Raw genomic sequence first — 13535 nt, forward strand, 5'->3', positions numbered from 1 at the left:
CCCGCTCAGGCGGCGCGCAGGCTCGCCGCTGACCCGGAGAGGCGCACAGCCTCGGCGCAGGCCCCTTCGAAGCCCTGGAATGCGGTCGTGGCGACGCCCCAGTCCTGGGCCTTGACGCTCTCGACCATGAGCTTGGCCTGACGCTCCGCCTCACCGAGGACACCGCGAAGGGCGCTGTCGAGACCGGATTCGGCCGCCGCATCGGCACCCGGACGCCGCGCCACAGCGAGATCGGCCGGCGAGAGCCCGACGAGCACCGAGGCCAGGCCGCGCTTCCAAGCCGCGATGTCGGCCGGCAGTCGAGCCAGCAGGATGGGGCGTTTGTCTGCGGCATCGACATCGAGCAGAGCCCGGCTGGTGGTCTCCAGGCCGACGAGGCGGGTGATCGCCGAAGAAATCTCGCTGCGCGCCTTCGCGGTACCGGCAGCGATGCGCTCGACGCTCGACGAGATCTCGCCGGTAGCCTGCTGCTGCTGGCCCATGACGTCGGCGATGGCCCGCATCTCGGCGGCGGCTTCGGCGACGGCGCCGCTCTCGGCCTCGACTCGGAGATTCGCGCGCTGGACGGCGCCCGCACCGGCCGCGACGGCCTCGCGGGTATGGGTGACGGTGTCGCGCATGGCAGCGAGCTCGCCGCGCAGGCCGTCGAGCCGCGTCCGGATCTCTTCCGTGGCCTTGGCGGTCTGGCCGGACAAAGCCTTGACCTCACCGGCGACCACCGCGAAGCCGCGGCCGGCCTCGCCGGCGCGGGCTGCCTCGATGGTGGCGTTAAGGGCGAGCAGGTTGGTCTGGGCCGAGATGCCAGCAATGGCGCTCGCCATCTCCTCGATCTGGGTGGCAGCCCGCTCGAAAGCGGCGAGGCAACCGGCGATCTTGCCGGCATGGGTCTCGATGGCGCTCATGCGAGCGCCGGCCTGGGCGATATCTCCGGCGCAGTCGGCGATGCCCGTGCGGGCGCGCTCGGCAGTGGCGGCAGCGTTCTGCGAGCGGCTGGCGATCTCGACTGTCGAGACGGCGACTTCCTCGCTTGCGGCAGCGATGGTGCGTGCCTGGTCGGCGATCTGGGCTGCGTCGTGGGTCAGCCAGCCGATCGCCATGCCCGCCTCGGAAGCGTCGGCAGCCATGTTGGCCTGACGGGCCAGGAGATCGAGATCGATCGCGGGAGGGGCAGGCTCGGCAACGGGAGCTGGCGCAAGAGCGCGCTCCTCGACCGGGGCGGACGCAGAGCTGGCCGCCGCATCCATGATAAGGCGAGGCTTGCGGAAACGTCCGAGCATGATGTTGGCATCTCCCATCGGCCGAACAGACGGGCGCGACGAGGTTCATCGTTAGTCCTCAGTTGCAAATCCGAGGTTAACGGAGGGCCGCCCGCGACTGAAAGGTAATATTGATGCAATGATGCATCGCAAAACTTTCAGCGACATGGGGCAGTTGCATGTGCACGCAGCCCATCCCAACAACATAGAGTGATTTTTGGATGATGCGCTGCGGCGGCCAGAGCGCTGGCGGCGCCAAGGCCCAAAGCGAAGATGCCGAGCCGACAGGTCGGCTCGGCATCTTTGGTGCTTCGTCAGTTTGGGCCCAATCGGCGAACTGTGCCGCCGATCGCGTCCTACTCGCCGGTCAAAGCTGCCTTGGTGCGTGACCACCAGCCGGCGCGCTTCGGACGGTCGGGGTCTACCGGCGTCAAGGCCACGGCGACAGGCTCGGGCAGGGGCTGAGGCGCAGGTGCCGGAGCCGCTTCTGCAGCCGGCGCGGTCTCTACGGGGAGATCGACGACGTCCTGAACCGGAGCCTCGTCCTTCGCGGGCAGCTCGGCGCCGTCCAGAACGGTCTCCCGGGCCGCCTCGGCGGACACGGCGATCACCGTTTCGGCACTGACCGGCTCCTCGGTGGAGGCAACCGACTCGCCGGCTTCGCGCTGTTCGGAGGCGTTCTCGTCGTCCCGATCCGAACGGCCGCGGCCGCCACGCTCGCGGCCACGACCGCCGCGGCGACCCCGGCGGCGGCGACGCGCGCCGTCACCCTCGCTCTCGCCGTCGCTCTCAGAGACGGTCTCGTCAGCCTCGGCACCGGCAGCGACCTCGGTCTCGGAACCTTCTTCGGCATCCTCAGAGGCTTCGCCGGACTCGTCTCCCTCGTCGTCACCGCGAGCGCGATCATCCTCCGCACCGCCCCGGCCGCCACGACGGCGGCGACGGCGGCGACGGCGACGGCCGTTCTCGTCGCTGGACTCGCCTCCGGCCTCGCGGCTCTCGGCGCCATCCTTCGACTCCGTCTCGGCGTCTGCCTCGGCATCCTCCGTGATCTCGTCCTCGATCTCGTCGTCCTCGACCTCGTAGGTCGGCGAGATGGCGACGGCGCGTACGCCGGTCACTGGCGCGGCGGACTTCACGGCGATTTCGCCGCGATCGAGTTGGAACGGCGAGGTCGCCGGAAGCCGGTCATCGGCGGCAACCGTGACGGTGACGGCGAACCGCGACTCCAGTTCGTAGAGATGCGCGCGCTTCTGGTTGAGGATGTAGAGGCAGGCCTCGGTGCGGGTCCGCAGCACGAGGTTATGGGTGCTGCTCTTGACCAACGCCTCCTCGATTGAGCGCAGGATATGCAACGCCACCGACGAGGCGGCGCGCACCATGCCCGAACCGCCGCAATGGGCACAGGGGATCGAGGAGGATTCGAGCACGCCGGTGCGGATGCGCTGGCGGCTCATCTCCAGCAGACCGAAGGGTGAGATCCGGCCGACCTGGATGCGGGCACGGTCGTTCTTGAGGGCCTCGTTGAGGCGCTTCTCGACGGCGCGGTTGTTGCGCTTCTCCTCCATGTCGATGAAGTCGATCACGACGAGGCCGGCGAGATCGCGCAGACGCACCTGGCGGGCGACCTCGTCGGCCGCCTCGAGGTTCGTCTTGAGTGCGGTGTCCTCGATATCGTGCTCGCGGGTGGCGCGGCCCGAGTTCACGTCGACCGAGACGAGGGCCTCGGTCGGGTTGATCACGAGGTAGCCGCCCGATTTCAGCGTGACGTGGGTCGAGAACATCGCGTCGAGCTGCTGCTCGATGCCGTAGCGGGCGAAGAGCGGAACCGTGTCGGTGTAGGGCTTCACCACCTTCGAGGAGCCCGGCATCAGCATGCGCATGAATTCCTTCGCCTCACGATAGGCGTCGGGACCTGCGACCAGGACCTCCTCCAGCTCCTTGTTGTAGAGGTCGCGGATCGCCCGCTTGATCAGCGAGCCCTCCTCGTAGACCAGCGCCGGCGCGGTCGAGGACAGCGTCAACTCGCGCACGCTCTCCCAGAGCCGCATCAGGTATTCGAAGTCGCGCTTGATCTCGGGCTTGGTGCGCGAGGCGCCGGCCGTGCGCAGGATGATGCCCATGCCCTCCGGCACGTCGAGATCAGCCACGACCTCCTTCAGACGCTTGCGGTCGGCCGCCGACGTGATCTTTCGCGAGATGCCACCGCCGCGGCCGGTATTCGGCATCAGCACGGAATAGCGTCCGGCGAGCGACAGATAGGTGGTCAGCGCCGCGCCCTTGGTGCCGCGCTCTTCCTTGACGACCTGGACCAGGATGATCTGGCGACGCTTGATCACCTCCTGGATCTTGTAGTGGCGGCGATAGGCGCGGGGACGCTCGGGGAGCTCGGCCATCGCATCGCCAGCCCCGCCGATCTGCGCGACGCGGGGCTCGCCGTCCTCGTCCTCGGATTCGTCATCCGAGTCGTCCTCGTCGTCATCCGAGTCGTCGTCGGAATCCTCGTCCTCGTCTTCGTCCTCATCCGACTCGTCGTGCTCGTCCTCCTCGGCAGAAGCGGTCGCGTCGGATGCAGTCGGCGCTTCGGCGGGGTGCGGAGCCTCTGAGATCGCGGCGACCTCGGCTGGCTCGGGCGCCGACTCGGCTGCCGCAGCCTCACCGGCCTCTCCCTCGGCCTCGCCTTCCGTGCGGGAGGCGGGATCGAGCACGGCGGCCGGCAACTCCGATCCGGCCTCGGCGGCGGGAGCCGCCTCCTCTCCCTCGGGAGCAGTCTCGGCAGCCTCGGCAGCTTCAGCCGTGCGCTCCTCCGCGTTGGGCGCCTGATCGTCCTCGACGCTCACCGACTCGTCGGATTTGGCGGAGGCAGCCTCGGCGCGGCGCCCGCGATGGCGACGGCCCCGCGAGCGGCGCTCTTCGCGCTCGTGGTGCTCTTCCTCTTCCTGCTTCTCCGCCTCGATCAGAGCGAGGCGGTCGGCCATCGGGATCTGGTAATAGTCGGGGTGAATCTCGCTGAAGGCGAGGAAGCCATGCCGGTTGCCACCATACTCGACGAAGGCAGCCTGGAGCGAAGGCTCCACCCGGGTCACTTTGGCGAGATAGATGTTGCCGCGCAGTGGCTTGCGGCTGGCGGACTCGAAGTCGAATTCCTCGACTTTAGATCCGTGAACCGTGACGACCCGGGTCTCCTCTGGGTGCGTCGCATCGATGAGCATCTTGTTGGTGTTGGCCATGACGAACTTTCGACATGGCGGCAGACGGGACACTCCTTGGACCTTGCCGTCCCGGCGGCGCCTTCCGCGGCCGCGAGGCCGAAACGGGGAGGGCGCGTACCGGGCTCGTCGCCGAGGCCTGGGGGCTCTGGGGCGAGAGGCGTCGGGAAAGGGGTTTGCCGTCAACCGCCGATGGGCGCCGGCGATCGGCGCATCTGGGGTTGAACATGGCCGGCGGGAGAGAGGAGACGGCGCGACGCGACAGGCGTGCGCGGGGAGCACAAGCAACGGCAACCGATGCTGTGTGTCCTCCCATCCCTTCCGGCCTCACGAAGATTCCTGGCCGGTTATGCCGGCCGCATGTCACTCGAAACAGGTACGGCGAGAGAACGGCTCGCCATGCTTGCCGACTCCGATCCAGCCTCGAAACATGTCCGAAGATCACCACGAGGAGCCGGGCGCGAGGGAACGCGAGGGGGCTTCCGCGTCCGAAGGCCGCAACGATGACCGTCGGGACCGGATGGGGTCAGTTTCATTAGCGTTCATAACGGGCTTTTGGCAAGAGTCTGCCGCGACAACTTGGTTTGCCAGTCGTTTCCATGTGACCGCCCATGCGATCCCGCATTTGCCAAAGCGTCACCCCACGGCAGCGTTCCGTTTCGGGCCTCGACTTGGCCGGAAAGGTCCGGTTAACCACGATCGTCCTATCTCGTAGAGGAAAGGCCCCGCGGATCTCCCGACGCCTCCCGATGCCGATACGCGCCCGCTCCGTCCCGACCGTGATCCTCGCGTTGACGCTTCTCGTCGGCGCGGCGGCCCATGCCCAGGACAACGACAAGGGCCGGATGAGCGCCGTGGCGATCGGCGCCGAACTCGCCGCGCAGGGCGGCGCCACCACCCTGACCCTCGTCCTGTCCAAGCCCGTCGAGGCCCATGCCTTCGTCATGGAGCGGCCGGACCGGGCGGTGATCGACCTGCCCGAGGTCAATTTCCAGATCGCGCCCGAGGCAGGCTCCAAGCGAGAGGGCGTCGTCACCTCCTACCGCTATGGCCTGTTCGCGCCGGGTCGCTCACGCATCGTGGTCGATCTCGCCGGACCGGCAGTGGTCGACGGGGTCGAGACGAAGACGCGGCGCGACGGCGCGACGCTGCTCTCGATCGCCTTTCGGCGCACCGAACGCGAGGCTTTCCGCAAGGCGGCCGTGGCGAGCGATCCCGCGCCGTCCCTTCGCAAAGCGCCACCCGTCGAGGCACTCGACAGCCGGCCTCTCGTCGTTGTCGATGCCGGCCATGGTGGCACCGATCCGGGAGCGATCGCCAAGACCGGCGTGCAGGAGAAGGACATCGTGTTCGGCTTCGCGACCTCGCTGGCCGACCGGCTGAGAGCGTCCGGGCGCTATCGCGTGACCATGACGCGGGACCGCGATGTGTTTGTCCCCCTCGGCGAGCGGGTCCGTGTTGCCCGCGACGCCAAGGCAGACCTGTTCATCTCGATCCACGCGGATTCGATCTCGGCCGCGCCGCAGGTGAAGGGCGCCACTATCTACACGGGCTCCGAGAAGGCGACCGATTCCGAATCCGCCAAGCTCGCCGAGCGCGAGAACAAAGCCGACGCCGCAGCCGGCACCGACTCGGCGATCGGGCCGGCCGACGTCACCGACATCCTGGCGGAGCTCACGTTGCGGGAGACGCGAGGTTTCTCTTCGAGCTTCGCGCACCGCCTGATGGGCCAGCTCTCGCCGGTGATGGAGATGAGCACGAAGCCGCATCGCGAGGCCGGCTTCGTCGTGCTGCGCTCGCCGGACGTGCCCTCGGTTCTGGTCGAACTCGGCTACCTGTCGAGCAAGAGCGATCTAGAGAAACTGCAATCCGACGAATGGCGTGCCGGCGTCACCGGTTCGATGGCCAAGGCCATCGACCTGTTCTTCGCCGGTCGCGCCACCTCGGCCCAGCCGACCGGCGCGCCGCCGAGCACCACCGGCTCAGTGCCCTTCGGACCAGGCGCCAGCGGCCGGAAGATGCCGCGGCAGCGCTGAGAGCCGTCGCGCCCGCCGCAGTTTCACCATAGAACCAGTGTCGATACGGCGCCGAACGAGCCCGGTCGGGCCGAGGCTGCCTGAACGGCTCGCGACCGCGCCGACGCCACAGCCCTTCGAGGCCGCATCGTCCCGACGCCGGCCCTCAGGACCGTCGACGGGCGGCCAAGCGACGAAACGGACATCCGGATGCGATTCATCCTGCGGTTCTTCGGGATCCTGTTCTCGGCCGGCACCGTGCTGTTCCTGGTCGCGGCCGTGATCGGGGCGTTCTTCTACTGGAAGTACAGCCAAGACCTGCCGGACCACGCCGCGCTCGCGAATTACGAGCCACCGGTGATGACCCGCGTCCACGCAGCAGACGGCTCGCTGCTCGCCGAATACGCCCATGAGCGCCGGCTCTACCTGCCGATCCAGGCCATGCCGAAGGTCGTCGTCGCAGCCTTCCTCTCGGCCGAGGACAAGAACTTCTACAAGCACGGCGGCATCGATCCCGAAGGCATCGTGCGCGCCTTCGTGACCAACGCCTCGTCGGGCAAGAAGCAGGGCGCCTCGACCATCACCCAGCAGGTCGCCAAAAACTTCCTGCTGTCGAGCGAGCAGACCTACGATCGCAAGATCAAGGAAGCGCTGATCGCGCTGCGGATCGAGTCGACGTACTCGAAGGACAAGATCCTCGAACTCTATCTCAACGAGATCTTCCTCGGCACCATCGTGCCTGGACGCAACCTGCACGGCGTCGCGGCAGCCGCGCTCGACTATTTCGGCAAGTCGGTCCACGAGTTGACCATCAACGAGGCGGCCTATCTCGCCGCCCTGCCGAAGGGGCCGAACAACTACCACCCCTATCGCCGCACCCAGCAGGCGCTGGCGCGCCGCAACGAGATCATCGGCCTGATGGCCCAGAACGGGTACATCACCACCCAGGAGGCCGACGAGGCCAAAAAGCGGCCGCTCGGCGTCAACCCGCGCGTCGCCTTCCCGAACGCCGCCGTGTCGAACTACTTCACCGAAGAGGTCCGCCGCGAGATCGCCGAGCGCTACGGCGAGACCAAGCTCTACGAGGGCGGCCTCTCGGTCCGCGCCACCGTCGATCCCAAGATGCAGGGCTGGGCGCGCAAGGCGCTGGTCGATGGGCTGGTGCGCTACGACCAGTCGCATGGCTGGCGCGGTGCCACCCACAAGGTCGACCTGACGGGCCGCGACTGGGGGCTCGCCGTCTCAGAGGTGCCGCTCCTCAACGACATCGCGCCCTGGCGCGTCGCCGTGGTTCTGAGCACGCAGGGCGGCAACGCCCAGATCGGTCTTCAGCCGAAGCGCGAAGCCGGCAACGTCGTCAGCAAGGACCGGGAGACAGGCATCATCGGGCCGGACGGCGTGAAATGGACCGGTCGCAGCGTCGCATCGGCGCTCAGCCCCGGCGACATCGTCTATGTCGAGGCGATCGAGGGCGGCCAGGGGCGGTTCCGGCTGCGTCAGAAGCCCGAGATCTCCGGCGCCATTGTCGCGATGGAACCCTATACCGGGCGCGTCTACGCCATGGTCGGCGGGTTCTCGTACGACGATTCCGAGTTCAACCGCGCGACGCAGGCGATGCGCCAGCCCGGCTCGTCGTTCAAGCCGATCGTCTACTCGGCCGCGCTCGACAACGGCTACACGCCCTCGTCGATCGTGCAGGATTCGCCGATCACCATCGAGGCCGGTCCCGGCCAGGAAGCCTGGACACCCTCGAACTACGACGGCAAATCCGGCGGCCCGCATACGCTGCGCTACGGCATCGAGCACTCGAAAAACCTGATGACCGTTCGGCTCGCCAAGGACATCGGCATGCCGCTGATCGCGGAATATGCCCGTCGCTTCGGCGTCTACGACGACCTGCTCCCCGTTCTGCCGATGTCGCTCGGCGCCGGCGAGACCACGGTCATGCGGATGGTTACCGCCTACTCGATGCTCGCCAATGGCGGCCGCCGTATCCGGCCGACCCTGATCGACCGTATCCAGGACCGCACAGGCGAGACGATCTACAAGCACGACAATCGCAAGTGCATCGGCTGCGAGGCCGAGAAATGGTCCGGCCAGGACGAGCCGAAGCTCGTCGACGAATCCGAGCAGGTGCTCGATCCGTTGACCGCCTACCAGATGGTTTCGATCATGGAAGGCGTGGTCCAGCGCGGCACCGCGACGATCCTGAAGCAGATCGGCAAGCCGCTGGCCGGCAAGACCGGCACCACCAACGATGCCAAGGACGCCTGGTTCGTCGGCTTCTCGCCGGATCTCGCAGTGGGCGTCTATCTCGGCTTCGACAAGCCGCGCTCGCTCGGCGACCGCGCCACCGGTGGCGGCCTCGCCGCGCCGATCGCCCTCGACTTCCTGAAGGTCGCCCTCAAGGACAAGCCGCCGACCCCGTTCCGGGTGCCGCCTGGCATCAAACTGATCCGCGTCGCCGCGGGCTCCGGCGCTCGCGCCGGCGCGGGTGACGGGGCAGGCACCATCCTGGAGGCCTTCAAGCCGGGCACGGCTCCGCCGGATGCCTATGTCGCAAGGCCCGAAGCCCCGACGGCCGTACCCGACGGCGCTGGCGCCGCAGCGCAGACCGGTGGAGTGTACTGAACCAGTGCCGGCTGAAAGCAAAGCAGGAAAGAGAGGGCAGGCGCCCTCTCTTTTTTATTCCGATACAGGCGCTTAAAGACGATTTTTAACACGGCGACTTAAGATCGTTGACTGAGGTTTTCCGTCAGCAACCCGCTCACACCACCGCTTTGCGTGCCATCGCCAACTCGGCCAACGCGTCGATCCGCATGCCGTAGATCGGCGGCTCGATCATGAAGCGCTCGGCGATCTCGCTGACGATGAAGTCTGGGCGCACGCTGGCGACGTAGTTCCAGTCGATGCTCGTCGCCCACAGGAAATGCACTTCGCGAAATGTGTCGGCGAGGAAGGGTGTCAGCACACCTACAGTGTCCATGGCTCCGTGCTCGGCAAAAGAATCGCCGAACAGCACGAGGCGGCGCGGGTCGGCCGCGGGATCGTCGTTCCGGAAAACCGCGTGGGCACCGATATGAGCGTCCCTGGGCCGCCCGAGCGCCTCGAAATGCGTGATGAGACGGTTGGCATGCGTGCGCCGCGCCATGGTTTCGAACAGGCAGTCTTCGATGGTTTCGACGGGTGACGGCGTGAGCTTGGAGGAGAGATCGCCGATGAAGGGCAGGGTCTGCCGCATGCGCCGCGCCGCGATGTCGTCGCGTGGCGCGACGCCGAGGCCACCGAGGATCGTGCGGTAGGCGAGGTCGCACCCCTCGAAGGTCCAGTGCGTGTCGGTGCGCCGGTAGAGCGGCGTCCGCCACCGTGCTTCCCGCATCGGGCCGACGAGGTCGACCAGCGCGCGCGCGCCGGCCGAGCCTCGAAGCCACCGCCGGAGCCGCAGGGCCGGAGCACGCTCGGGGTCGAAAACCAAGCCGTCCACTGCGTCGTAATAGATCGTCAGCTTCTCAGGCGCGACGACGTGCAGGTAGGTCGCGCCGAGGCGGCGGCTCCGGCGGCAGCGGTCGGCGAGGTGCTTGCGCCACTGCCACAGGGCATGTCGCGCGAGGCCCGGCCGGCCGAACTGCTCGAGGACGCGGTTGGAGCCACCGGTGAGGATGAGCCAGCCGTCCCGCCCGACATGAACCTCCGGGGGCGGTGCGACGGCAAAGTCCTGCTGTGGGGAAAGGCGCATGCGATCCGTCTATCCGGGTGCGCGCATACTCGCCATGCCCATGCCAACGGGCTGGGGCCGAAGCACCTTAGAACGAGGCCCTGACCCCACCGAAGAACGAGCGGCCATTTCCCGGGTAGAAGGCCGCTGGCCCACCGGGCACCGTCGAGGCGTTCGTCACCACCGCGATGTCGGAGACGTAGCGCTCGTCCGCCAGGTTGCGGGCATCCAGGAACAGCGAGATGCCGTTGGCGAAGTCGATGCCCGTGCGGACGTTGACCAGCGCGTAGCCCGGCACCTTCAGGGTGTTCGCGTGATCCGCAAAGGCGCCCTGCGGCACCCAGTCGATCGACGGCGAGACGTAGAAGCCGCTCGGATGGGTGTAGGTCAGGATGGTGCGCAGCACGTCCTGCGGGATGCCGGCGATCCGGTTGTTGCCGAATTGCGGGTCGTTCACGAAGCGGAAGTCGTTATGCGTCCAGATCTGCGTCGCGGTGAGCGTGTCGCCGATGCCGGTCAGGTCGCGCAGCACCTCGAGCGAGACCGCCGCTTCCACGCCCTGGTGGACCGTGCGCGGCGCGTTGAAGGTCGCCGCCGGGATGCCCGCACCCGGATTGGCGAAGAAGTTGATCAGCTCGTCGCGGATCTCCGACCTGTACAGCGTCACGTCCCAGCTCAGCCGGTCGACCTTGCCGCGGCTGCCAGCCTCGTAGGTCCAGGCCTGCTGGGCGCGCAGCGGCACGAATTGCGTGGTCGTGCCGATCACCTGGTTCAGGTCGGAGAAGTCCGGCACGTCGCGGCTGCGGGTGATGTCGCCGAAGACCTGGATGTCCGGCAGCGGCTGCCACATCAACCCAACCTTCGGGTTGATGCCCTGATAGGTCACGCTGTCGTATTTCCCGACGAGGTTGCCGGCGAAGTTGAGGGCCGGATTGGCGTTGGGCACGGCCGGCAGGCCGCCCTTGTCGCTGTAGGTCCGGTTCGAGGAAAAGGCCTTGAGCCCGGTCATCAGCGCGACGTCCGGCAGGAACCAGAACCGGTTCTCGCCATAGGCCTCGTAGTTCGAGGCGCTCTGCACCGAGTTCAGGGTCTGGGTGAAACGGTAGCCCGAGGTGTTGAGGTACTGCCGGGCGTCGTTGACGCCGGCAAAGGCCCTGACGCCGAGGATCGTGTCGTTGCGGAATCCACCGATCTCGAAGGTTCCGGACCAGTGCGGGGAGATGCCGTAGGTGAACCCGTCCTGGTCGATCACCTGGAAGATCGGGTGATACAGGTTCTTGTGAATCACCCAGGAATCGACGTCGAGGCGCCCGACGTCGAGGGCGAAGGAGGTGCGGTTGGCGAACCTCTCGGTCTCCACCTGCCGCGACTGGTTGCCGCTGAGCGCCGAGAGGTTGGCGATCCGCGGATTGTTGAGGGCATCCGACAGGCTGAGCGAGCCCGGCAGCTTCTGGTCCGTCAGGTAGACGCCCGCGTAGAAGCGCGTCTCGATGCCCGGCGCGATCTGGTAGCCGAGATTGGCGTTGAAATTCTGGGTGCGCTGAGTCTCGTGAACCCGGTAGCCGTCCGAATTGGTGATGGTGCCGTTGAGCAGCACGTCCACCGGGCCTGAGATCCGCGAGACCTGGAAATTCTCGCGGATGGTCCCGAAGCTTCCGCCGTCGATCCGATAGATATTCGGCGCGAAAGCGGTATGGGCAGTCGGCGTGACGAGGTTGACCGCGCCGCCGAGGGTGGTGGCGCCGAAGGTCAGCGCGTTGCCGCCCTTGTAGACCTCGGCCGAGCGCAGGGAGAGCGGATCGACCTGGTAGAAGTCACCGCTGCCGTCGGCGAGGTTGAGCGGGATCCCGTCCTGCAGCAGCTCGATGCCGCGCAGGTGGAAGCCGCGGGCGACGCCCGAACCGCGCACCGAGAGCCTGAGCTCCTGTCCGTAGCGCTCCTGCACGAAGACGCCGGGCGTGTCCTTCAGGACGTCGCGCAGGGTGTTGGCGTAGCTGTTCTTGAACTCGTCCGCGTCGACGAAGGCCACCGAGCCGACGGTGGAATTCACCACCTTGCGCTGCTCGGCGACGCTCGGAACGGTGAGCGAGCCGGCCTTCGGCGTCGAGATGCCCTCGACGCTGAGCTCGGGCAGGGTGGCGGATTGCGGCTCGGCGAGAGCGGCCGTCGAGGTCAGAAGCAGGAAGGCGAGCGCGCTGGCTCCGCCCTTGGTGGAGGTGAGGGGCATGGTCGTCGGCTCCACGCCCGCGCCGCGCTCGCACGCATGGGCGAGGGACTTCGGGTCGTCGAAAGAGAGAAGGAAGAGACCACCGCGCGCCGGGCGCGCGGTTCCGCCGCTAGTGCTGGTGCTCGGCCCCGCCGGAGGCCCCAGCCGGTCCTTGGGCGCCGATCGGGGCGACGTTGAACGTCACCGGCACCGTGCCCGCATGCTCGAAGACGAGCGTACCCTGGACCGACTCACCAGCCTTGAGGCCGTCCTTCAGGTCGAGGAACATCAGGTGAAACCCGCCGGGCTTCAGCGCCACATGGCCACCGGCCGGAACGGGGAGCCCCCCCTCGACGGGGGCCATCTTCATCACGCCGCCCTCTGTCGACATGGAGTGGATCTCGCCACGACCCGATTGCGGGATCGACGCGCCCACGAGCTTGTCCGGCTGGGTGCCGCCATTGGCGATGGTGACATAGCCGCCGGCCACCTTCGCGCCGCTCGGCGTGGCCCGCAGCCACGGCGTCTCGATCGTGAGGTCGCCCGCCTTGACGGGAGTCGCCATGGCGACGGCGGCTTGGCCGCCGGCCTTTGCCGCGACGATCCTCACGCCGGGCGCGGGCGTCTTGAGATCGTGCGGGTTCTGCCCAGCCTTCGGAACCTGCGTCCAGGCGAGCAGGCCCTTGTCGCCCGCGCCGGCGCATTCCTGCTCGACGGGGAAGTAGACGGTCGAGCCCGGTGCAAAATCGTCCGAGATCCGAGCGAAGAAGGTGAACTCGTCAACCTCGTCGTCGCCGACGCTGCCACCGCTCCAGGTGATCGCAGTGACGCCCTCGGAGACCTTGCCGTGGAAGGACTGGTAGGCCTTGGCGTAGCTGCCCTTGGTGGTGGCGAGCTGCCAGCCGGGCTTCGGCATCGGCTTGGCGCCAATCACGCCCTCGGGGATGGTGACGGTGACGCGCGTCGTCGCCTTGCCCTCGCAACCGTGCATGATTTGCACGACTCCGCGATAGCTCGCGTTCGGCGTGGCTTCCTTCCGTTCCAGCACCGCATGGGCAAGGGCGGCGGAGACGGACAGGCTGAGGGGGAGGGCGGCGAAGAGCACGGCCCGAGAAAAACGGTTCGACATGAAGG

7 protein-coding genes are annotated in these 13535 nt (G+C 67.6%); 2 read left to right on the plus strand and 5 right to left on the minus strand.

Features of this window, described 5'->3' with window-relative positions; translation table 11 throughout:
* Window positions 1-5: 5 nt before the first annotated feature.
* Together HCU64_RS16290 and HCU64_RS16295 are read right to left on the minus strand one after the other, a co-directional pair.
* Complete coding sequence (locus HCU64_RS16290) at window positions 6-1277, minus strand: methyl-accepting chemotaxis protein (protein ID WP_233385154.1); 1272 nt, start codon at window positions 1275-1277, stop codon at window positions 6-8.
* 335 nt (window positions 1278-1612) lie between these two features.
* Window positions 1613-4486: an Rne/Rng family ribonuclease gene (locus HCU64_RS16295; protein WP_233385155.1), complete on the minus strand. Its 2874-nt coding sequence runs from the start codon at window positions 4484-4486 to the stop codon at window positions 1613-1615.
* Window positions 4487-5214: 728 nt separating this feature from the next.
* Here HCU64_RS16295 and HCU64_RS16300 point away from each other — a divergent pair.
* The gene (locus tag HCU64_RS16300) at window positions 5215-6501 is read left to right on the plus strand and encodes an N-acetylmuramoyl-L-alanine amidase (RefSeq protein ID WP_442785976.1); all 1287 of its coding nucleotides are present in this window, start codon (window positions 5215-5217) and stop codon (window positions 6499-6501) included.
* Between the two features lie 189 nt (window positions 6502-6690).
* A complete protein-coding gene (locus tag HCU64_RS16305) occupies window positions 6691-9111 on the plus strand; it encodes a penicillin-binding protein 1A (RefSeq protein WP_233385156.1) in 2421 nt (806 codons plus the stop codon).
* 136 nt (window positions 9112-9247) lie between these two features.
* Here the strand turns inward: HCU64_RS16305 and HCU64_RS16310 are convergent, their stop codons facing one another.
* The 3 genes from HCU64_RS16310 to HCU64_RS16320 form a co-directional block, all read right to left on the minus strand.
* Window positions 9248-10216: an alginate O-acetyltransferase AlgX-related protein gene (locus HCU64_RS16310; RefSeq protein ID WP_233385159.1), complete on the minus strand. Its 969-nt coding sequence runs from the start codon at window positions 10214-10216 to the stop codon at window positions 9248-9250.
* A gap of 67 nt (window positions 10217-10283) precedes the next feature.
* The gene (locus tag HCU64_RS16315; protein WP_233385161.1) at window positions 10284-12422 is read right to left on the minus strand and encodes a TonB-dependent receptor family protein; all 2139 of its coding nucleotides are present in this window, start codon (window positions 12420-12422) and stop codon (window positions 10284-10286) included.
* A gap of 109 nt (window positions 12423-12531) precedes the next feature.
* Window positions 12532-13530 carry a copper chaperone PCu(A)C gene (locus HCU64_RS16320; RefSeq protein ID WP_233385163.1) on the minus strand — a complete coding sequence of 333 codons (999 nt, stop codon included), beginning with the start codon at window positions 13528-13530 and terminating at the stop codon, window positions 12532-12534.
* Window positions 13531-13535: the final 5 nt, after the last annotated feature.

It is taken from the genome of Methylobacterium sp. C25 (assembly GCF_021352225.1).
Taxonomy (GTDB): Bacteria; Pseudomonadota; Alphaproteobacteria; order Rhizobiales; family Beijerinckiaceae; genus Methylobacterium.